The organism is Nocardiopsis sp. NPDC006139 (genome assembly GCF_040614155.1).
In the GTDB taxonomy this organism is placed as follows: domain Bacteria; phylum Actinomycetota; class Actinomycetes; order Streptosporangiales; family Streptosporangiaceae; genus Nocardiopsis; species Nocardiopsis changdeensis.
This window is the reverse complement of record NZ_JBEXTT010000034.1, coordinates 25,702-46,030: the sequence shown is the minus strand read 5'-3', so window position 1 is coordinate 46,030 and position 20,329 is coordinate 25,702. Positions and strand designations below refer to the sequence as shown.

Below are 20,329 nucleotides of genomic sequence, written 5' to 3'. Positions count from 1 at the left end.
GGTGGGAGGCGGACAACATGACCGCGGGTCGTTCCCGCGTGCTCCGCACCCCGTAACCGGGGGGTCACCGAAAGCACTCAGGCTTCGGTGTCGAGGAACCCACCGATACGTCCGTCCACGCGTACCTGGGAGGCCCGGTGCACCGCATCGGCATCGTCTTCGGAGTCGTCTCACTCGTTCTCGCGGTCAGCGCCCCCATCGCCGCGTCCGCGGTCCACGCCCCCGGGCTCGACCCGCTGGGCACCACCACGGAGCCCGTCATCGTCCAGCACGCCGACCCCCAGCGCCCGATCATCGCCGTCTCCCACCGGGGGGCCGCCGGCCACGCCCCGGAGAACACGCTCGCCGGACTCGACGCCGCGCGGCGCTTCGGCGCGCTGACCGTCGAGATCGACGTCCAGCGGACCAAGGACGGCGAGCTCGTCCTCCTGCACGACGCCACCCTCACCCGCACCACTGACGTCGAGGAGGTCTTCCCGGACCGCCGGTCCCGCCTGGTCGCCGACTACACCCTGGCGGAGGTGCGCCGGCTCGACGCCGGGTCGTGGTTCTCCCCCGAGTTCGAGGGCGAGCCCGTGCCCACCCTGGGCGAGGCGCTGGACCGCATGCGGGAGCTGGACCTCAACCTCTTCCTGGAGATCAAGGAGCCGGCCCGCTACCCGGGGATCGAGAGGGAGATCGCGGTCGAGCTGCTCAGGCGCCCGGACTGGCTGGAGCACAACCCCGCGTGGGAGCCGCGCCGCCTGGTCGTGCAGAGCTTCGACTGGGAGGTCACGCGCTCGTCCAAGCGGCTCCTGCCCTCGGTCCCGCACGCCCTGCTCGGGCGGGTCCCCGAGGACCGGCTGTCGGAGTTCACCTGGGCGCACATGGTCAACCCCAACCACACCACCGTCGACGAGGACTACGTGGAGCTGCTCCACGAGCACGGGTACGAGACCATGCCCTACACGGTCAACAGCCGGGCCGCCATGGACGCCGTCCTGCGCATGGGGGTGGACGGGTTCATCACCGACTACCCCGACGCCGGGCAGCGCGCCATCCGCGACTTCCTCGACGACGAGGGCCGTGAGGACGAGGACCGCGACGACACCCCGGAGCAGGTCGCGACGCCGCTGCTCCCCGCGCCCCTGGTGCCGGTTCTCCACTAGCCGCTAGATTGCGGGGAGACCCACGAGCAGGAGGCGGAGCCACGTGAGCGACCGGTCGGACATCGGAGAAGTCGTCGACTGGCGGACGAAGGGGGTGTGGTGGCCGGGGGACCCGGTCGCCGCCGCCGACTTCGCCGCCCGGCGGGACCGGTTGTTCGACGGGCCGTTCACGTGGCCGCTGCTCGTGCTGCGCGAGTCCGCGCTCGCCCGCAACACCGCGGCCCTGGCCGACTTCACCCACCGCCACGGGCTGCTGTTCGCCCCGCACGGCAAGACCTCGATGGCGCCCGCCCTGCTGGACCGCCAGCTGGCCGCGGGCGCCTGGGGCATCACCGTCGCCACCGCCAACCAGGCGCTGGCGGTGCGCCGGTTCGGGGTGCGGCGGATCCTGCTCGCCAACGAGCTGCTCGAACCCGGGGTGATCCGCTGGGCGGCGGACGAGGGCGCGGCCGACCCCGGCTTCGAGTTCCTGTTCTACGTCGACTCCCCCGAGGGGGTCGCGGCCCTGGCCGAGGGCCTGAAGGGCGCCGAGGGCGGCCGGCCGCCCGGCGTGCTGCTGGAGCGCGGCGTCCCGGGCGGCCGCACCGGGGTGCGCACCCGCGAGGAGGTCCTGGAGCTGGCCCGAGCCGTGGCCGCCGTCCCCGGGGCGGGCGTGTCCGGCGTGGCCGGGTACGAGGGACCCCTGTCCGACGCCGACGGGGTCCGGGGGTTCCTGCGGGACCTGCGCGGTGACGCCGAGGCCCTGTCGGAGGCCGGGTTCTTCCCGGGGCGGGCGCAGCCGATCGTGACGGTGGGCGGGAGCGCGTGGTTCGACCTGGTGGCCGAGGAGCTCGGCGGCATGGTCGAGGCGATCCCGATCCTGCGCAGCGGCGCCTACATCAGCCACGACGACGGGCTGTACCGCCGCCTCACCCCCTTCAACCGGCTGCCGGAGGGCGGCGACGCGCTCACCGGCGCCCTGGAGCTGTGGGCCCGCGTCCTGTCCGCCCCCGAGGAGGGACTGGCGGTCGCCGGGATGGGGCGCCGCGACGCCGGGTACGACCAGGACCTGCCGATCCCGCGCGTCCTGCGCCGGGCCGACGGCACCACCGTCCCCGCCGCGGGGGTGACGGTGCGCAAGTTCGACGACCAGCACGCCTACCTCGACGTCCCGCCGGGGCTGGGGGTGCGTCCGGGCGACCTGATGTCGTTCGGGATCTCCCACCCCTGCACGACCTTCGACCGGTGGCGGAGCATCCCGGTGGTCGACGACGCCGACACGGTCGTCGACGTCGTCGCCACCTACTTCTGAGCCCTCCGGCGCGCCCGCGGCCCGCGCCGCGGGCGGCCGGGAGGCCCCGTCCCGGCCACCCGGGACGGGGCGGGGGATCAGCCCCAGCCGTGGACGCCGGGACGGGTGTGCCAGGGGCGCGGGCCGTCGAGCGGGCGGTACTCCACGCCCGCCGCGTCCAGGCGGGTCAGGTGGTGGACCAGGCGCGGCTCGAACTCGGCGTAGTCGCGCGCGTTGGCGGACCACACCTTCTCGGCGAACGCCGACAGCCGCGGGAAGACCATGTAGTCCAGCCGCCGCGGCGTGTCGATGTGCTCGGTCCACACGTTGACCTGGGCGCCCAGGACGTGCCGGGCCTCCTCCTCGGTCAGCGAGGCCGGGACCGGCTCGGCCAGGTACACGTCCTCCGTGCGCAGCAGGGTGCCCACCCGGATCGGCTCGTCGTCGGACTCCGACTGCTTGTAGTCCAGGTACGAGGTGGCGGTGGGGGACATGACCACGTCGTGCCCCGCCCGGGCGGCCGCGATGCCGCCCTCCTCGCCGCGCCAGGACATCACCGTCGCGCCCGGGGCCAGCCCGCCCTCCAGGATCTCGTCCCAGCCCACCAGGCGGCGCCCGCGCGCGGTGAGGTGGTCGTCGAGCTGCCGGATGAACCAGCTCTGCAGCTCGTCCTCGTCGGCCAGGCCCTCCTCGCGGATGCGCCGCTGCGCGCTCTCGCTGCCCTTCCACTGGGTCTTGGGGCACTCGTCCCCGCCCACGTGGAAGTACGTGCTCGGGAACAGCTCCAGCAGCTCGTCGATGACGTTCTTGTAGAACTCGATGACGTCGTCGGTGACCGCCAGCACCTCCTCGAAGACGCCCCAGCGCTGCCCCACCGGGATCTCGCCCACCTCGCCCAGCTCGGGGTAGGCGTGGATGGCGGCCTGGGAGTGCCCGGGCACGTCGATCTCCGGGACGACGCTGATGTGCCGGGCGTCGGCGTAGGCGACGATCTCGCGGATGTCGTCCTTGGTGTAGAAGCCCCCGTGCGGGCGCTCCTCGAACTCCGCCTCCTGCCCCGGCCGGGGGGTCCCCAGCTGGCTGCGGGTGCGCCAGGACCCCTTCTCGGTGAGCTTCGGGTAGCGGTCGATCTCCACCCGCCAGCCCTGGTCGTCGCTGAGGTGCAGGTGCAGCACGTTGAGCTTGTGCATGGCCAGGAGGTCGATGTAGCGCAGCACCTCCCGCTTGGGGACGAAGTGCCGGGCGGTGTCCAGCATCAGCCCGCGCCAGGCGAACCGGGGGGCGTCGGTGATCCGCACGGCGGGCAGCGTCCACTCGGTGCCGCCCAGGGGGGCGTCCCGGTGGGCCTCGGCGGGAAGCAGCTGACGCAGGGTCTGGGCCCCGTAGAAGACCCCGGCGGGGTCGTTGCCGACGATGATCGCGCCCTCGTCGTCGACGATCAGCCGGTAGCCCTCGCGGCCCAGGCCGGCCCCCGGGTCCACGCTGAGGCGGATCTGGCTGTCCTCGGAGCCCGTGGCGAGCGGCAACCCCGTGGCCGCGCCGAGTTCACGCTGGAGCCACACGAGGGTGTCCCGGGCTTCGGGGTCGGCGGACACCCTGGTCGCGGCGGTCAGTGTCAGCCCGCCCTCGTCGCCGGGCACCAGCTGGGCGGGGCGCGGGATGACGGGTCGGGAGTCGAGGAGGGAGGGGGAGGTATCAGGCACGGGTGGGCGCTCCTATCCGGTCTAGACCAATAGGGGACATGGTGCCATGGAGGCCGCCTCCGGCGCAGCACCGTTCTCCGGGTGGTCGGGACCGGACCGCGCATTCCGGCCGCCCCTTACCCGGTTTTGACCGCTCCCGGCCCTTACCGCACCGACTTTCGCGGAAGGGCTCCGGACAACGGCCCGGCGTGTCCGATCCGCCGAAAAGCGTGCGGGGGTCGGCTTCGGTGGATGCTGGGGGAGGAGACCCCCCGAGGGGGTGGGGTGCGGACCACACCCCGAAAGGGGCGCTGGCGTCATGGCCGGAGCGGAGCCCCGCCCGTAGCGTTGTTGGACGCGCCCGGAGCCGCCCGGGCGCCGGGAGGAGACGACGAGTGGCGCAGGCGACGATGGGACCGCGGTGGTCCGCCCCCCGGGGGTGGTGACGGTGGTCTGGTCCGTCCTCATCGCCGTGGCGGGGGCCTTCGCGCTCGCCCTGGGCTCGGCCCTCCAGGAGCGCGACGCCGTGCGCGCCCCGGGGGACCAGGTGGCCCGCGCCGGGTTCCTGCTGCACCTGCTGCGCCAGCCGCGCTGGCTGCTGGGCACCCTGGCCGCGGGGGTGGGCGTGTGCCTGCACCTGCTGGCCCTGAGTGGCGCGCCGCTCACCATCATCCAGCCGATCGGCGTCACCGGGCTGCTGTTCGCCATCGTCCTGTCGGCGCTGTTCAACCACCAGCGGGTGCGGACCTCGCAGATCATCGCCGGGGTCGCCGTCATGGCCGGCCTCATCGGCGTGCTGTGGACGTTCCCGCACGGCGCCGACCTGCCGGTCATGTCCACCCGGGCCGCCCTGGTCCTCACCGGGACCACCCTCTTCCTCGGCCTGGCCGTGTTCTTCACCGCGCACTGGATGCGCAGCGGCGCCCGGGCGATCGTGCTCGCGCTGGCGGGGGGCACGGCGCTGGGCGCCACCTCCGGCCTGGCCCGGGTGATCACCGCCAACGCGGTCGTCGACTGGACGACCGTCTTCGGCTGGCTGACCGTGCTCGCCCTGGTGCTGGCGGTCTTCGGCGGGCTGCTCATGCAGAACGCCTACCGCACCGGCCACTTCGCGGCGGCCTACGCGACCCTCCTCATCACCGACCCCGTGGTCAGCGTGGGGATCGGCGCGATCCTCCTGGGGGAGGGCGCCCCCGAGACGCTCGCGGCCCAGATCGGAGCGCTCGGCTTCACGGCCCTGGCGATGGCCGGGACCATCGCCCTGGCCCGCACCCGGCACCGCAACCCCGAGGCGAAGGGGGCGCACACGCACACGAGCACGGCCCGCACCCGCGACCGCTGAACGAAGGAGTTCCACACATGGCCCAGTCCAGAGCGCTGCGCGTCCTCATCGCCACCGACACCTACCCGCCCGACGTCAACGGGGCCGGATACTTCACCCACCGGTTGGCCGAGGGGCTCGCGGACCGCGGGCACCGGGTGCACGTGGTGTGCCCCTCCGACGAGGGGGACCCGTACGTGCGCCGCAACGGGCGGGTGATGGAGCACCGGCTCCGGTCGGCCCCGATCCCCCTCCAGACCGACATGCGCGCCGCCGTGCCGCTGGGCATGGGCGGCCACATCGCCCGCCTGGTGCAGCGCCTGGACCCGGACGTGCTCCACTCGCAGAGCCACTTCACGCTGAGCCGCACGGCGATGCGCAGGGGGCGCACGGCGGGCATCCCGGTGGTGCTGACCAACCACTTCATGCCGGACAACCTGTACGCCCACGCGCGGATCCCCGAGGCGATGCGGACGGCGGTGGGCGACCTGGCCTGGCGGGACATGGTGCGGGTGGCGGGGGAGGCCGACCACGTGACCACGCCGACCCCGCGCGCCGCGGCGCTGCTGCGGGAGAAGGGGTTCGCCGGGGAGGTCGAGCCGATCTCGTGCGGGATCGACCTGGAGCGCTTCCACCCGCGTCCGGCGGAGCGGTCCGCGCTGCGAGAGGGGTTCGGCCTGCCGGACCGGGAGACCGTGGTGTTCGTGGGGCGGCTGGACGAGGAGAAGCGGATCGACGACACGATCCGTGCGCTGGCCCTGGTGTCCCGGGAGCGGGACGTCCAGCTGGCCCTGGCCGGCCTGGGCCGCTGCGAGGCGCGGCTGCGGGCGCTGGCGGCCGCCGAGGGGGTCGCCGACCGGGTGTTCTTCCTGGGCTTCGTGCCGGACGACGAGCTGCCGCTGGTGTACGCGGCGGCGGACGTGTTCGCCATCGCGAGCGTGGCGGAGCTCCAGAGCATCGCGACCCTGGAGGCGATGTCCACGGGGCTGCCGGTGGTGGTCGCGGACGCCATGGCGCTGCCGCACCTGGTGGAGGAGGGGCGCAACGGCTTCCTGTTCCCGCCCGGCGAACCGCGCCTTCTGGCCGACCGGCTGCTCACCGTGCTGGGCTCGGAGCGGTCCCGGACGGAGATGGGCGAGGCCAGCCGGGAGCTGGCGGCGCGGCACGACCACCACCGCTCGCTGGAGCGGTTCGAGGAGGTCTACCGGGGGCTGCTGCCCGCGGCGCCCCGGCCCGCGCACCTGGAGCGGCTGGCCGCCTGAGGGCGGTCAAGCGGCGGCCAGGGGAGCGCAGGGGTATTTGTCGGCTTTGTCTGAATTGCGAATAATCTGAGGTTTGCCACTTTCCGCATTCTTTGCGTGGCTGACGGTGATATCCATGCGGCTCGGGAAACACATGGGGTGTGTGGTTCGAAGGGATCAATGGACGGAGCGGCCTCGGCAGGATCACCCGCGGCGGTGACGGGAACCAGGCCCTCAACGACCGACTGCTCGACGCCGAACGCGAAGCCGGGTTCCACGAGCGCGACATGTCGGCGTTCGAACGGGAACGCATCGACCTGGAGCACCGGGTGACCCGCATGGAGGCCGAACTGGAGGCACTGCGACAACGCCGGCTGGAGGCTTACGCCCGGTGGTGGAACGCCCGCGACGACCGGGACCGCGCGCTGCACGTCTGCCGCAAACTGCGCCGCCGCGTCGACCGGGCGCGGCGGCGGAGCGGCGATGGGGACGATTGAAGGACACCGGAGCGGGAGGCCCGCGGTGGCCCGGCCGAACGGCCGGGCCACCGTCATGTCCGGGACCGTCCGCCGCCTCGGACCCGCCGCGGTCGCCGTCCGCCGGATCCGCCGCCGCTCCGGGTCCGGAGGACCGGCGGCCGTCCCCGCGCGGCTCCGGTGGCTCCTGCGGGCGCGGGGGCCACAGAGCGCGAGGGCCGCGAGGAGTCCGGCGGCTCCCGCGAGCGCGGGGCCTCAGGAGGGCCGGTCGGTGAGCGCGTCCAGCTCCTCGGCCACGGTCCGGGCCGCGGTCCGCAGCGCCTGGAGGGTGACCTGGACCGCCGGGCGACGCAGCGAGGCCGGGCGCACCACCGCGTACACGTGCCGGGCCGGGACCCGCCCGGGCAGCGTCCGGTGGACCAGCCCCGCCGGGGCGCCCACCATCGCCAGCGATGGCACCGCCGCGATCCCGATGCCGCGCGAGACCAGGCTCAGCACCGTGCCCAGCCCCTCGAACTCCCAGGCCGCCCCGGGCAGTCCGCCCACCTCGGCCAGCAGCAGGTCGGTCCCGTAGCGCGAGCGCTCGCCCTCGGGCGCCACGATCCACGACTCGCCCAGCAGCCGCTCCAGCACCACCGGCTCCTCCGGGTCGGCCAGCCGGTGCCCCTGCGGGACGGCCAGCACCATCGGGTCGCGCAGCAGGTGCACGTGGCGCAGCCCGCTGTCCGCGCCCCGCCCCGGGTGCTGTCCGCTCCAGTCGTCGACCAGGGCGATGTCCACCTCCCGCGAGCGGACCTTCTCCGTCCCCGTCGACAGCAGCGTCTGGCGCAGCACCAGCTGCATCTCCTCGTGCATCCGCAGCGACGGCGCCAGCAGCGGGGCGAACGCCACGGCGGCGGTCGGGAACGCCGTCACCGTCACCACGCCCAGCGCCATGTCGGCCTGCTCGGCCAGGACCGACTCGGTGGCCTCCACCAGGGCCAGGATCTCCTCGGCCTGGGCGACCAGGAGCCGGCCGGCGTCGGTCAGCTCCGCCCCCCGCGGGGTGCGGTCCAGCAGCGCCACCCCCGTCTCCTTCTCCAGCGCGGACAGCTGCTGGGAGATGGCCGAGGGCGTGTACCCCAGGGCCGCGGCCGTGGCCGCGATCGTGCCCCGGGCGGAGAACTCGCGCAGGATCTGGAGGCGTCGGAGGTCGAGCATAAGAAAAGCTTACGCTCACCATCGAAAAGACTCGCTTGTAGTGAAGGGTGTTCCTGGGCAGGGTGAGGGGTGAGAGGCCGTCACCTGGAACGACGGCCGCACGCCGACCCTGAGCCGGAGATGAGTCATCACATGGCCGTCACTGTTTCCGCGACCCTCGCCGTCAACGAAGCCCTCGCCGAGAAGCGCCGCCAGGGGGTGCGCGTGCTGCCCCTGGGGTTCGGTGAGGCCGGTCTGCCGGTCCACCCGGTCATGCGCGACCGCCTCACGGCGGGCAACGGCGCCAACTCCTACGGCCCCGTCGCCGGGGTCGCCGCCCTGCGCGAGGCCGCCGCGGGCTACTGGGAGCGCCGCGGACTGCCCACCGACCCCGGCATGGTGATCGCCGGGCCCGGCAGCAAGCCGCTGCTGTACAGCCTCCTGCTGGAACTGGGCGGGGACACCGCCATCGCCGCGCCCAGCTGGGTCAGCTACGCCGCGCAGAGCCGGCTGGTGGGCGCCCGCCCCCTGCTCGTCCCGACCGCGGGCGGCGGCGAGGGCGGCGTCCCCCAGCCCGACCTGCTGCACGCGGCCGTCACCGCGGCGCGCGCGGAGGGTCGCACCGTCAACGCGGTCATCGCGACCCTGCCCGACAACCCGACCGGCACCCTGGCGAGCCGCGAGACCGTGCGCCGTCTGGCCGAGGTCGCCCGCGAGCTGGACCTGGTGATCATCTCCGACGAGATCTACCGCGACCTCGTCCACCCGGTCGGCCCCGGCGGGGAGCCCGTCCACGTGCACAGCCCCGCCGAGTTCGCCCCCGAGCGCACCGTCATCTCCACCGGGCTGAGCAAGAACCTCGCCCTGGGCGGCTGGCGGATCGGGGTCCTGCGCCTGCCCGACTCCGAGCTGGGCCACCGGCTGCGCGGCGGCCTGCTCGGTGTGGCCAGCGAGATCTGGTCCAGCCCGGCCGCCCCCGTCCAGGAGGCCGCCGCACACGCCTTCACCGAGCCCGCCGAACTCGTCGACCACATCGACCGCAGCCGCCGCCTGCACGGGATCGTCGCCCGCGCCGTCGCGGACGTGTTCACCGGGGCCGGGGCGACCCTCGCCCCGCCGCGGGCCGGGTTCTACCTCTATCCGGACTTCGAGCCGATGCGCGAGCGGCTGGCCGGGCTGCACGGCGTCACCACCGGGCCCGAGCTCACCGGGCTGCTGCTGGAGCGGTTCGGCATGGGCGTGCTGCCCGCCGCCGAGTTCGGGGAGGGGCCGCAGGCCCTGCGCATGCGGGTCGCCACCAGCCTGCTCTACGGGGACACCGAGGAGCGCCGCTACGCCGCGCTGGCCGCCACCGACCCGCTGGCGCTGCCCTGGATCCACGCCCACCTGGACCGGCTCGCCGAGGTGCTGGACGCTCTGGCGGCCGACCCGGTGTCCGCGGCGGTGGCGCCGACGCTCGTGCGGGCGGTCGCCGAACCCGTCCACTGACCAGGGGAGAGAGGGGCGGACGGTGCCCTTCCCCGGGGGTCGGGTCAAGGGAAGGGCACCGTCGTCCGTGATGGTCGCGGGAGTGCGGGGGCCGGGGCTCTCAGCGGGCGGGCAGCGCCGGGGGCTCCCCGGCGGCCAGTTCGCGGCTGGGGGCCAGCACCGACCGGTAGTGGGCCAGCAGCTCGTCGCCCACCGCCTCCCAGGTGCGGTGCTCCACCGACGCCCGCGCCCGGCCCGCGAGGTCGGCGCGCAGGGCGCGGTTGTGGGCCAGCCGCCCCACCGCCACCCGCAGCTCGCGCACCGAGTCCGGGGCGTACAGCAGCCCGTTGACGCCGTCCTCCACCAGGTCCAGCGGGCCGCCCGCGGCCGGGGCGACCACCGGGACCCCCGAGGCCAGCGCCTCCTGGACCGTCTGACAGAACGTTTCGTCGGCCCCGGTGTGCACGAACACGTCCAGGGAGGCGTACAGCCGGGACAGGTCGCCGCCGGTGCGCTGGCCGGTGAAGACCGCGCCGCGCAGCCGCCGCCGCAGCCGGGGCAGCTCCGGGCCGTCCCCGACCACGACCACCTTCACACCGCGCAGCTTCAGCACGTGCTCCAGCAGGTCGACGCGCTTGTCCTTGGCCAGCCGCCCGACGTAGCCGATGATCGCCTCCCCGCCGGGGGCCAGCGCCCGGCGCAGCGCCCCGTCGCGGTGCTCCGGGCGGAAGCGGTCGGTGTCCACCCCGCGCCGCCACAGGGCCAGCCGGGGGAACCCGCGGGCGGACAGGGCCTCCATCGTCGCGGAGGAGGGCACCAGCGTGCGGTCCGCGGCGGCGTGGACGCGGCGCAGCCCCGACCACAGGTGCTCGTGCCCGGGCAGCCCGTACCGCCGGGCGAAGCCCGGCAGGTCGGTCTGGAACACCGCCACCGTCGGCAGCGCCCAGCGCCGGGCCGCCTCCACCGTGGCCAGGCCCATCAGGGCCGGCGAGGCCAGGTGCACCAGGTCCGGGGAGAACGAGCGGATGGCGGTGGTCAGGGTGCGGCGGGCGGGCAGGCCCAGGGCGAAGTCGCGGTACACGGGCAGCGGCACCGAGGGCGTGCGCACCACCGGGAAGCCCGCGTAACGGGTGGGGCCGTCGTGCCCCGGGGCCAGGATCAGCGCCTGGTGGCCCCGGGCGGCCAACAGGTCGGCGACCCGGCACACGGAGTTGGTCACCCCGTTCACCTGGGGCAGGAAGGACTCGGTCACGATGGCGACGCGCAGCGGGCGCTGCCCGTCGGTGGAGGCGGGGGTCGGGTCGCGGAAGGTGTCGAGGGGGGACATGCGGGCGGCTCCCAACGCCGGGGGGACGTGTCCTCGACGCTAGAAGGCGCGGGTGAACCCGGATGGGGCGCGGAGGGAACCGGACACGTCGTGCGGGCGTGGGCTCACCGAGCGCGCGGTGACGGACCGCGGACGGTGCCCCCGCACCCGGGTTGACCGCAGATGACCCGTCGGTGGCTAAGATCGCATCACGTGATCGAATCATTGCTCTGAGGAGTGGAACGGTGACTCTCGTGGAATGGGCCGATGAGGTCCGCGTCGCACTCGGGCTTCCGGAGACCGATGCCATGGACCGCAAGGACGTGGACCGCGTCCTCGACCTCGCCAAGGACGCCGCGCACTCCGTCGCCCGCCCGGCGGCGCCGCTCACGGCCTACCTGCTCGGCATCGCCGTGGGGCGCGGGGCCGACCCCGAGGCCGCGGCGCGGATGCTGGGCGAACTCGCCCGGAGCCGGGCCGGGGACGACGGGAGCGGCACGTGACACCACCGAGGGGCGGAGAACGAGACGGAGCCCGCCCCGGTTCCCGGTGAGACCGGCATGTCGAAGGTGTGTGACATGTTCGTTACGCACCACTGCGATTCTTTGCCGATGACGCGAGGCCACCACCAGTGCCGACGCGTCCACGAGGGCACCCGCCCCCCGCGCGCCGACACCCGCGGTGTCCTCGGCCCCATCCACTGACCGACAGGGAGATCCCCCGTGGACCAGCTCCTTGAAATGGCCGGCCTCATCAGCGGCATCATCTGGGGACCGTTCGTCCTCATCCCGCTGCTGTTCGCCGTCGGCCTTTTCCTCACCATCCGCCTGAACCTTCTCCAGCTCCTCAAGCTCCCGCACGCCCTGTGGCTGGCGCTCGTCCGGCGCAAGGAGGACGACTCCGTAGAGGGGGACATCTCCCACTACCAGGCGCTCAGCACGGCCCTCGCGGCCACCGTCGGCGTCGGCAACATCGCCGGCGCGGCGCTCGCCATCGGCATCGGCGGCCCCGGCGCCCTCTTCTGGATGTGGGTCGTCGGGTTCCTCGGCATGGCGACCAAGTACAGCGAGGCCCTGCTGGGTGTGAAGTTCCGCCGCGCCGACGCCAAGGGCGAGCAGAGCGGCGGCCCGATGTACTACCTCAAGTACGGCATCGGCGGGGGCTTCGGCACCGTCCTGGGCGTGCTCTTCGCCGTCTTCGGCGCGATCGCCGCCTTCGGCATCGGCAACGGCAGCCAGGCCAACACCGTCGCCCAGCAGATCAACAGCGTGACCGGGGTCGACACCTGGATCATCGGCCTCATCCTCATGGTGCTGGCCGGCGCGGTCATCCTCGGCGGCATCAAGAGCATCGGCCGGGTCGCCTCCGCGCTCGTCCCGATCATGATCATCTGCTACGTGGCCATCTGCCTGCTGGTGCTCGCGGTCAACTGGGCGCAGATCGGCCCCGCGCTCCTGCTCGTGGTCACCGACGCCTTCACCGGTACGGCCGCGGCCGGCGGCTTCGCCGGCTCCACCGTGCTGATCGCCATCCAGATGGGCTTCGCGCGCGGCATCTTCTCCAACGAGTCGGGCCTGGGCACCGGCGGCATCGCCGCCGCCGCGGCCAAGACCCGGCAGCCGGTCCGCCAGGCCATGGTCTCCATGACGCAGACCTTCATCGACACCATCATCGTGGTCACCATGACCTGCATGGTCATCATCACCACCGGTGTCTGGCAGGGCGAGAACGCCGAGGACGGCTCCCTGCTCACCAGCCAGGCGATGACGCAGGGCCTGGAGGCCATCAGCCCGGCCCTGGCCCCGGCGGGCGCGGTGATCGTGGCGATCGCCGTCGCGGTGTTCGCCTTCACGACCCTGCTCGGCTGGTCCTACTACGGCGACCGGTGCATCGAGTTCCTGGCGGGCCGCAGCCTCGTGCTGCCCTACCGGATCCTTTTCATCATCGTCATCTTCATCGGGTCGGTCGCCGACCTCAGCTCCGTGTGGCTGTTCAGCGACATCGCCAACGGCCTGATGGCGCTGCCCAACCTGGTGGGCCTGCTGGTGCTGTCGCCGCTCGTGGTGGCGGAGACCAGGAAGTTCTTCGCCCACCCGGACTGGAGGAACCCCGACGCCCTGATGGACGACGTCGTCAAGGGCTAGCCGCCACGGCACGCCGTGGAACGGAAAAAGGGGGACCGGCCCGTGCGGCCGGTCCCCCTCTCGCGTTCCCGTGCCCGGGTCACCACCAGGCGTGGAAGTGGTGGACGGGGCCCTGGCCGCCGCCCGCGTCGATCTCGTCGGCGCGGCGCAGGGCCTCGGTCAGGTAGGCCTTGGCGTCGGCCACGGCGGAGGCCGCGTCCGGGCGCTGCGGCAGCAGCGCCGCGATGGACGACGACAGGGTGCAGCCGGTGCCGTGGGTGTTGCGGGTGTCCACGCGGGGCGCGGAGAACTCCCGGTGCTCTCCGTCCCGGGACACCAGGACGTCCACGCTCTCCCCGCCCTCCAGGTGGCCGCCCTTGAGCAGCACCCGGCGCGGGCCCAGCTCCAGCAGGCGGCGGGCCTGGGCGCGCATCCCCTCCAGGTCCGTCGCCTCGTCCTCCTCCAGCAGGTCGGCGGCCTCGGGCAGGTTGGGGGTGATCAGGTCGGCGCGGGGCAGCAGCGCGGTGCGCAGCGCCTTGGTGGCCGAGGCCTCCAGCAGGCGGTCGCCGCTCTTGGCCACCATCACCGGGTCGACCACGACGTTGGGCAGACCGTGCCGCCCGATCGCCTCGGCGACGGCCTCGGTGATCTCGGCGGTGCCGAGCATCCCGACCTTGACCGCGTGCACGGTCGCGTCGGAGAAGAGGGTGTCCATCTGGCGGACCACGAAGTCGGCGGGGACGGGGTGGACCCCGGTGACGCCCCGGGTGGATTGCGCGGTGAGCGCGGCGATCACGCTCATCCCGAACGTCCCGTGGGCGGAGAAGGCCTTGAGGTCGGCCTGGATCCCGGCGCCCCCGCTGGGGTCGCTGCCGGCGATGGACACGATGTTGTACGCGCTCATGGGCGTTCCTTCGCTAGTGCTAACTAGGGCAGGTTCGACGGGTGTGCTCTCAGCCGGGGCGCGGCCGGTCGGCCGCGCCCCGGCACCCCGCGCCGTGCGGACCCGGGAGGGTCCTTCGGTTGAGGATGCCGCCGGTGGGGCGGTCAGGCGGTGGGCGTGTTCTGCGCCCCGCGCGCCCGGACGATCTTGAGGACCCGGGCCACCACGAACCACAGCAGCAGCAGGGCGATGACGACCAGCACGATGTTGCTGATCAGGCCGCTCCACTGGACCAGGATGGGCTTGATGGCCGGACCGAAGACGAAGCCCAGGCCGATCCAGATGGTGTTCCACACGGCCGAGCCGATGACGGTGTAGAGGGAGAACTTCAGCAGCGGCATCCGCTCGATGCCGGCCGGGACGGAGATGAAACTGCGGACCAGGGGCACGCACCGGCCCAGCAGGACGGCCATGCCGCCGAAGCGCTCGAAGAACTTCTCGGCCTTGTGGAAGTCGCCGATCTCCAGCAGCGGGGTCTTCTCGACCAGCCACATGGTGCGTTCGCGGCCCAGCAGCGCGCCGATCGCGTAGAAGCCCCAGGCGCCGACCAGGCAGCCGATGGTGGCCCACATGATGGCGAGCCAGACGTTCATCTGGCCGTCGTAGGCGAGGAAGCCCGCGCCGGGCAGGACGGCCTCACTGGGCATCGGGGGGAAGAAGGTCTCGATGAACAGGGCCACGCCCACACCGGGCTCGCCCAGGGTCACCATGAGGTTCAGGACCCACCCGATGAACCCCTCGTACTCGTGGACGATCTCCTCCTCGACCGACGTGTTCATGGCCAGGGCCGACATCGTCCACAGATTCGCTGGCATCCGGGTTCCTCTTCTTCTTCGTGCTTTGCGGGCGGGTCTGGGGGAGGGGAAGGACTCCGCCGGTTCTGGGGAGGGGTGCGGACCGCTCTCACGCGGCCGGCAGGGGTGCCCGGTCCGTCACGGGTCCTTCGTCTGCTGGTGCGGGCGGGGTGGGACGGTCTCCCCGCTCGGGGGCGTCCTCGGCCTGCCTTCTCCTAAGGTACAAGCGGAAACGGTCGCTGTGGGCGGCCGCGGGGACGGGGTGCGGATTCCCCCACCCCGTGTCATCGGGGGCACCGGGGGAGGGAAGGGGCGGGGCGAACAGGCGTTTTGTCATCCACTGTTCGATTTTTCGGTCGTGCAGGGACGCCACCGCTCAGAAGCCGAAAAAGAAGGAGTCCCACAGCACAGTGCTGCGGGACCCCGCATGGCCGGTTCCGGCCCCCTCAGACGCTTTCCCGGACCACCGACGACGCCCACCGGTAGTCCTGCTTGCCGACCGCGGTGCGCCGCACCCGGTCCACGAAGTGCACGGTCCGGGGCACCTTGAACCCGGCCAGCCGCACCCGGCAGAACGCCAGCAGGCCCGGCTCGTCCGGTGCCGCGCCCGCGGCCAGCGACACCAGCGCGGTGACGCGCTGCCCCAGCAGCTCGTCCGGGGCGGGCACCACGATGGCGTCCTCCACCGAGGGGTGGGCCTTGAGCGCCGCCTCGACCTCCTCGGGGTACACCTTCTCGCCCGCCGTGTTGATGACGACGCTGCCGCGTCCCAGCAGCACGATCGACCCGTCGGCGGCCCGCGTGCCGAAGTCGCCCGACAGCGCCCAGCGGCGCCCCTCCCCATCGGTGGGGAACGTGCGCGCCGTGGCGATCGGGTCGTTGTAGTACCCCAGCGGGATCCGGCCGGTCCGCGCGATGCGGCCGACCGCCGCCGACCCCGGCGGCACCGGGCGCAGGTGCTCGTCCAGCACGGCGATGCTGCCGCCCATGGTGAAGCTGCGGCCGTCCCGGGAGCCGGTCAGCGGCTCCGCGCCGCCCTCGGCGTCCTGCCCGCCGGTCGCCGAACCGCACACCCCGGTCTCCGAGCCCCCGTAGGAGTCGGCCAGGGCGATGTCCTCGCGCCAGGCGCGCCACAGGCCGCGCACCGGCGGGGTCAGCGGTGTCCCGCCCGAGCGCACCGCGGACAGGTCCGGACACAGGCCGGGCTCGGTGAGCAGGTGCCGGGCCAGCGGGCGGGCCATCGCGTCGCCCACCACCTGGAGCGTGTGCACGCCCTCCCGGTGGGCCAGCGCCACCACCCTCTCGGCGCGGAAGCTGCGGTCGGTGGACAGCACCACGCGCTTGCCGCACAGCAGCATGCTCAGCGCGTTCCACTGCCCGGCGGCGTGCATGAGCGGCCCCAGCACCAGCATGCGCTGGGGGAAGCAGGCGCGGGCGCGGTCGGCCACGTCGCGGGGGGAGCGGGCGCGCGGGGCACCGGGGGAGCGGCGCTCGATCGCCGCCCGGAAGATGTCGGCCTGCCGCCACAGGACGCCCTTGGGGTAGCCGGTGGTGCCGCCGGTGTACAGCAGGTAGTGGTCCGAGCCCGAGGTGGGCGGCAGCGCCCGGTCCAGCGGGGCCGCGGCCAGCGCGTCCTCGTAGCCCACGGCCCCGGGGAAGGCGGCGCGCACGGCCTCGCGTGCTGCGGGCCCCGCGCCGTCCTCCAGCAGCACCGCGTGGCGCAGCCGGGGCAGGTCGGGGCGGACCCGGGCCACCGTCGCGGCCAGGGACTCCTCGGCGATCAGCGCCACCGCGTGGGAGTCGGCCAGGACGTGGCGCAGCTCGCCCGCCACGTAGCGGTAGTTGACGTTCACCGGCACCGCGCCCGCGCGCAGCACCCCCAGGAACGACTCCGTCCACTCGGCCCGGTTGAAGGCCAGGATCGCCACGTGCTCGCCGCGGCGCACGCCCGCGTCCGCCAGGTGGCGGGCCAGCCGGTCCGCGCGCCCGCGCAGCCCGGCGTAGGAGACGACGCGCCCCCCGGCGACCAGGGCGGTCCGCTCGGGCACCGCGTCGGCGACGGCGTCGAACAGCCGGGTCAGCGAGAACGCGGCGTCGGGGTCGGCCGTCGCGGGCGACGCGGCGGTCTGCGGCGCGGCGGGTCCGGGCGATGAACGCACGGGCGGCCTCCCTTGGCGGCGGATGCGGCGCGGCCGTCCACGGCACGGGGGCTCGCGGCGGGACGCCGGCGCCGACCGGCTTCCGGCCGACGCGTCGATGACTTGTGTGCCGACCGTACCCGTCGGGAGGGGAGCCGATCGCCACCGGGGGTGTGGAGCGCATCACCCCACTTCACGGGCCCGGTCACAGGGTCCGGACGGCCCTGTTCCACGGCCTTTCCGGGGCGCCGGAGGGGCCCGGATTTCGGGCCCGGTCGTGCGTTTGTGACACACCTCACCCCTTGTGGGGTCACCGGGTCATCTGCTCAACTCTTGGGGACTCTCCGGCGGGGGCTCTACCGGGCCCCGCGGTGGGTATCTAGTGTCTGACATCGGTCAATGGTGATCGGAGCGGTTGGATGAGCAACACCCAGAACCTGGGGCAGGCGAACGACGCCGGGAACCCCGGCGCGACACTTCCCGAACACGACACACCCGCACTCTCCAGCGCGGACCACATCGCACTCGCGCAGGAGCACTCCGCGCACAACTACGCCCCCCTGCCCGTCGTCATCGCCGAGGGCCGCGGGGCCTGGGTGACGGACGTGGAGGGCGAGCGCTACCTGGACTGCCTGGCCGGCTACTCGGCCATGAACTTCGGACACCACAACCCCGACCTGCTGGCCGCGGCCCACCGCCAGCTCGACCGGGTGACCCTCACCAGCCGCGCCTTCTACAACGACCAGTTCGGCCCCTGGGTGGACGCCCTGGCCCGGATGGTCGGCAAGGAGAAGGTCCTGCCGATGAACACCGGCGCCGAGGCGGTGGAGACCGGCATCAAGGTCGCCCGCAAGTGGGGCTACGAGGTCAAGGGGGTCCCCGAGAACCAGGCCACCATCGTTGTGGCCGGGGCCAACTTCCACGGCCGCACCACCACGATCATCTCCTTCTCCTCCGACCCCGAGGCCCGCACCGGCTTCGGCCCGTACACGCCGGGCTTCCGCTCGGTGCCCTACGGCGACGCCGCGGCCATCGAGGCGGCCATCGACGACACCACGGTCGCCGTGCTCATCGAGCCCGTGCAGGGCGAGGCCGGGGTCATCGTCCCGCCGCTCGACTACCTGCCGCGGGTGCGGGAGATCTGCGACGACAACCGCGTCCTGTTCATCGCCGACGAGGTCCAGTCGGGCCTGGGCCGCACCGGCACGATCCGGGCCTGCGAGCACAGCGGGGTCGTCCCCGACGCCTACCTCTTCGGCAAGGCGCTGGGCGGCGGCATCCTGCCGGTGTCGGCGATGGTCGCGAACGAGGACGTGCTCGGCGTCATCAAGCCGGGCCAGCACGGCAGCACCTTCGGCGGGAACCCGCTCGCCGGGGCGGTGGGGAGCACGGTCGTCCGGATGCTGACCGAGGGCCCCTACCTGGAGAACGCGCGCAAGCTGGGCGAGGTGTTCAGCCGCCGCCTGGAGGAGTTCGTCGGCAAGGGCGTGCTCTCCGTGCGCAGCATCGGCCTGTGGGCCGGTGTGGACGTCGACCCGGCGCTCGCCTCCGGCAAGGAGATGTGCGAGCGGCTGGCCCGCAACGGTGTGCTGGTCAAGGACACCCACGGCTCCACCGTGCGCATGTCCCCGCCGCTGGTGATCAGCGAGGAGGACCTCAACTGGGGCCTGGACCGGTTCGCCGAGGTGCTGGAGGACCTGCGGGCCGGGCGCTGACCGCCCCGCGGACCCGTGCGGAGCCCGTCCCCGGACCGGGGGCGGGCTCCGCCACGCACTGCGGGGGACCGGTCAGCCGCCCGCCTCGTTGACGGGGGACTCCGACGGCGACGCGGAGGCCGCGTCGGAGGGGCCGCCCGAGGGCGCGTGCACCGGGTCCAGCGGCCCGCCCAGCTCGGTGTGCAGCAGCGACTCGTCCACCCGCTCCAGGGTCTCCCGCGACACGTACAGCACGCGTTCGGGGCCCTCGACGATCTGCAGGCGCACCCGCTCGGCGATCGACATCTGCCCCTGCGCGGTGGGGTGGAACGTCGCCCGGTCCACCTTGAGCCCCTCGCCGAACCGGCCCAGCACGATCCCGTTCAGCCAGGCGTCCTCGGCGCTGACCTCGTGGCCGGCGAGCGCGGAGAAGGTGTTGACGTACTCCACGCTCCCGGTGCCCCGGGACCCGTAGACGTCGCCGTCGGCCCGGTACACCGCGTCCCGGATGCGCTCGTTGAACCGCTCGGCGATCCCGTTGAGCCACAGCTGGTCGTTGACGGTCAGCGTGTAGTACATCGCCGGCGGCTCCTCGGGGAACAGCCGGGGGTAGCCCAGCACCAGCAGGCGGGCGTCGGGGGCGCGTTCGCGGATCTCCGCGATGACGGTGTCCAGGGTCTCCTCGAACTGCCGCATGCGCTTCTCGATGTCCTCCTCCTGCTCGGTGCAGACGCCGCTCTCCAGCAGCGGCATCCGCACGATGCAGGTGCGCAGCACCGGGATGAACCCCAGGTCGTTGCCGCCGATCCCGAGCGTCACCAGGGAGGTGTGCTCGGTGACCCGCTCGATCTGGGACTCGGGGGTGCCCAGCTCGTCGAGCATCTCGCGGCCCTTGTGGCTGCTGCACGCGTAGAAGGCCAGGGACCCGGCGAAGTCGAACTCGTCCTCGATGAGGTGGGCGTAGGCGTTGGACGAGCGCCAGCAGCCGCCGGGCACGGCGGTCTCGGGGGCGTAGTCGCCCGCGCCGTCGCCGGAGGAGTAGGAGTCGCCCAGCGCCACGTAGTTGCCCCACAGGGCGCCGTCCTGGGGGCTCACCCGCTCCCGCCAGTCGGCCTGCTCCTCCTCGGTGATGGGGGGCAGGTCCTCGGCCGGGCACACGCCGCCGGTGATCTCGCACCACAGGGAGCGTAGGGAGTCGCGGCCGGCGGGCACGGTGAGCATGACGATGAGGGAGAGGACCAGCACCAGGGAAACGCCGACGCCGATCCGGGTGCGCAGCCGGGTGCGGCGCCGCGGCGGCCGCGCCGTGGCCCCGGTGCTCTCGGTGTCCGTTGGGCCCTCTGGGTCCGTTGGGTCTCCTGCGTCCCCTGGGGCCGCTGTGTCCGCGGTGCCGTCGGAGGTCTCCGGGCGTGCCGTGGCTCCGGTGTCCGCGGCCTTGTCGGCGGCCTTACCGGTCCCGTTCCCGGAGCCCTCGGGAGGAGTCGGGTCCGGGGTCTCCCCGGGGGTTCCGGACACCTCGTCACCGGTGGGCACCGCCGCCACCGCCT

At 73.5% G+C, this 20,329-nt stretch carries 16 protein-coding genes and 1 riboswitch; of the genes, 9 read left to right on the top strand and 7 right to left on the bottom strand.

Translation table 11 applies throughout. From position 1 onward, the window contains the following. Positions 1–137: 137 nt before the first annotated feature. The gene (locus ABZ249_RS30505; protein ID WP_355269680.1) at positions 138–1,148 is read left to right on the top strand and encodes a glycerophosphodiester phosphodiesterase family protein; all 1,011 of its coding nucleotides are present in this window, start codon (positions 138–140) and stop codon (positions 1,146–1,148) included. Between the two features lie 43 nt (positions 1,149–1,191). Further along, entirely contained in the window at positions 1,192–2,439 is a 1,248-nt protein-coding gene (locus tag ABZ249_RS30500; protein ID WP_355269678.1) for an alanine racemase, read from the top strand. 77 nt (positions 2,440–2,516) lie between these two features. Here the strand turns inward: ABZ249_RS30500 and ABZ249_RS30495 are convergent, their stop codons facing one another. Next, complete coding sequence (locus ABZ249_RS30495) at positions 2,517–4,121, bottom strand: beta-N-acetylhexosaminidase (protein WP_355269676.1); 1,605 nt, start codon at positions 4,119–4,121, stop codon at positions 2,517–2,519. Positions 4,122–4,539: 418 nt separating this feature from the next. On the opposite strand from ABZ249_RS30495, the gene ABZ249_RS30490 reads away from it, so the two are divergent. From ABZ249_RS30490 to ABZ249_RS30480, 3 genes are all read left to right on the top strand, one after another. Further along, a complete protein-coding gene (locus ABZ249_RS30490; RefSeq protein WP_355269696.1) occupies positions 4,540–5,442 on the top strand; it encodes a DMT family transporter in 903 nt (300 codons plus the stop codon). A 17-nt stretch (positions 5,443–5,459) separates the two neighbouring features. Next, positions 5,460–6,683, top strand: a complete 1,224-nt coding sequence (locus ABZ249_RS30485) for a glycosyltransferase (RefSeq protein WP_355269674.1) — start codon at positions 5,460–5,462, stop codon at positions 6,681–6,683. Between the two features lie 140 nt (positions 6,684–6,823). Next, positions 6,824–7,159 carry a hypothetical protein gene (locus tag ABZ249_RS30480; protein ID WP_355269672.1) on the top strand — a complete coding sequence of 112 codons (336 nt, stop codon included), beginning with the start codon at positions 6,824–6,826 and terminating at the stop codon, positions 7,157–7,159. A 234-nt stretch (positions 7,160–7,393) separates the two neighbouring features. Here the strand turns inward: ABZ249_RS30480 and ABZ249_RS30475 are convergent, their stop codons facing one another. Then, positions 7,394–8,338 (bottom strand): LysR family transcriptional regulator, encoded by a 945-nt coding sequence (locus tag ABZ249_RS30475; RefSeq protein ID WP_355269670.1) that lies wholly within the window; start codon positions 8,336–8,338, stop codon positions 7,394–7,396. A gap of 132 nt (positions 8,339–8,470) precedes the next feature. On the opposite strand from ABZ249_RS30475, the gene ABZ249_RS30470 reads away from it, so the two are divergent. Beyond that, positions 8,471–9,805: a pyridoxal phosphate-dependent aminotransferase gene (locus ABZ249_RS30470; protein ID WP_355269668.1), complete on the top strand. Its 1,335-nt coding sequence runs from the start codon at positions 8,471–8,473 to the stop codon at positions 9,803–9,805. 100 nt (positions 9,806–9,905) lie between these two features. Here ABZ249_RS30470 and ABZ249_RS30465 read toward each other — a convergent pair whose 3' ends face one another. Then, complete coding sequence (locus ABZ249_RS30465) at positions 9,906–11,111, bottom strand: glycosyltransferase family 1 protein (protein WP_355269667.1); 1,206 nt, start codon at positions 11,109–11,111, stop codon at positions 9,906–9,908. Between the two features lie 224 nt (positions 11,112–11,335). Between ABZ249_RS30465 and ABZ249_RS30460 the strand changes: the two genes are divergently transcribed. Further along, positions 11,336–11,593 carry a DUF6457 domain-containing protein gene (locus ABZ249_RS30460; protein WP_355269665.1) on the top strand — a complete coding sequence of 86 codons (258 nt, stop codon included), beginning with the start codon at positions 11,336–11,338 and terminating at the stop codon, positions 11,591–11,593. A 219-nt stretch (positions 11,594–11,812) separates the two neighbouring features. Further along, entirely contained in the window at positions 11,813–13,234 is a 1,422-nt protein-coding gene (locus tag ABZ249_RS30455; RefSeq protein WP_355269663.1) for a sodium:alanine symporter family protein, read from the top strand. Between the two features lie 79 nt (positions 13,235–13,313). Here ABZ249_RS30455 and thiD read toward each other — a convergent pair whose 3' ends face one another. The 3 genes from thiD to ABZ249_RS30440 form a co-directional block, all read right to left on the bottom strand. After that, positions 13,314–14,117 (bottom strand): bifunctional hydroxymethylpyrimidine kinase/phosphomethylpyrimidine kinase, encoded by an 804-nt coding sequence (gene thiD, locus ABZ249_RS30450; protein ID WP_220562734.1) that lies wholly within the window; start codon positions 14,115–14,117, stop codon positions 13,314–13,316. After that, positions 14,106–14,217, bottom strand: a riboswitch (TPP riboswitch). Its footprint overlaps the gene before it by 12 nt. 43 nt (positions 14,218–14,260) lie before the next feature. Beyond that, complete coding sequence (locus tag ABZ249_RS30445) at positions 14,261–14,971, bottom strand: DedA family protein (protein WP_355269661.1); 711 nt, start codon at positions 14,969–14,971, stop codon at positions 14,261–14,263. Between the two features lie 425 nt (positions 14,972–15,396). Continuing rightward, positions 15,397–17,109, bottom strand: a complete 1,713-nt coding sequence (locus tag ABZ249_RS30440) for an acyl-CoA synthetase (RefSeq protein WP_355269659.1) — start codon at positions 17,107–17,109, stop codon at positions 15,397–15,399. Between the two features lie 398 nt (positions 17,110–17,507). On the opposite strand from ABZ249_RS30440, the gene rocD reads away from it, so the two are divergent. Then, positions 17,508–18,803, top strand: coding sequence for an ornithine--oxo-acid transaminase (rocD, locus tag ABZ249_RS30435; protein ID WP_355269657.1), 1,296 nt, complete (start codon positions 17,508–17,510; stop codon positions 18,801–18,803). Between the two features lie 72 nt (positions 18,804–18,875). Here rocD and ABZ249_RS30430 read toward each other — a convergent pair whose 3' ends face one another. Then, positions 18,876–20,315: an SGNH/GDSL hydrolase family protein gene (locus ABZ249_RS30430; protein ID WP_355269655.1), complete on the bottom strand. Its 1,440-nt coding sequence runs from the start codon at positions 20,313–20,315 to the stop codon at positions 18,876–18,878. Positions 20,316–20,329: the final 14 nt, after the last annotated feature.

What these genes read in the sequence shown, in the direction of transcription:
- ABZ249_RS30445 (WP_355269661.1), bottom strand. Translation starts at nt 14,971, where the DNA reads ATGCCAGCGAATCTGTGGACGATGTCGGCCCTGGCCATGAACACGTCG.
- ABZ249_RS30485 (WP_355269674.1), top strand. Translation starts at nt 5,460, where the DNA reads ATGGCCCAGTCCAGAGCGCTGCGCGTCCTCATCGCCACCGACACCTAC.
- ABZ249_RS30475 (WP_355269670.1), bottom strand. Translation starts at nt 8,338, where the DNA reads ATGCTCGACCTCCGACGCCTCCAGATCCTGCGCGAGTTCTCCGCCCGG.
- ABZ249_RS30465 (WP_355269667.1), bottom strand. Translation starts at nt 11,111, where the DNA reads ATGTCCCCCCTCGACACCTTCCGCGACCCGACCCCCGCCTCCACCGAC.
- rocD (WP_355269657.1), top strand. Translation starts at nt 17,508, where the DNA reads ATGAGCAACACCCAGAACCTGGGGCAGGCGAACGACGCCGGGAACCCC.
- thiD (WP_220562734.1), bottom strand. Translation starts at nt 14,117, where the DNA reads ATGAGCGCGTACAACATCGTGTCCATCGCCGGCAGCGACCCCAGCGGG.
- ABZ249_RS30470 (WP_355269668.1), top strand. Translation starts at nt 8,471, where the DNA reads ATGGCCGTCACTGTTTCCGCGACCCTCGCCGTCAACGAAGCCCTCGCC.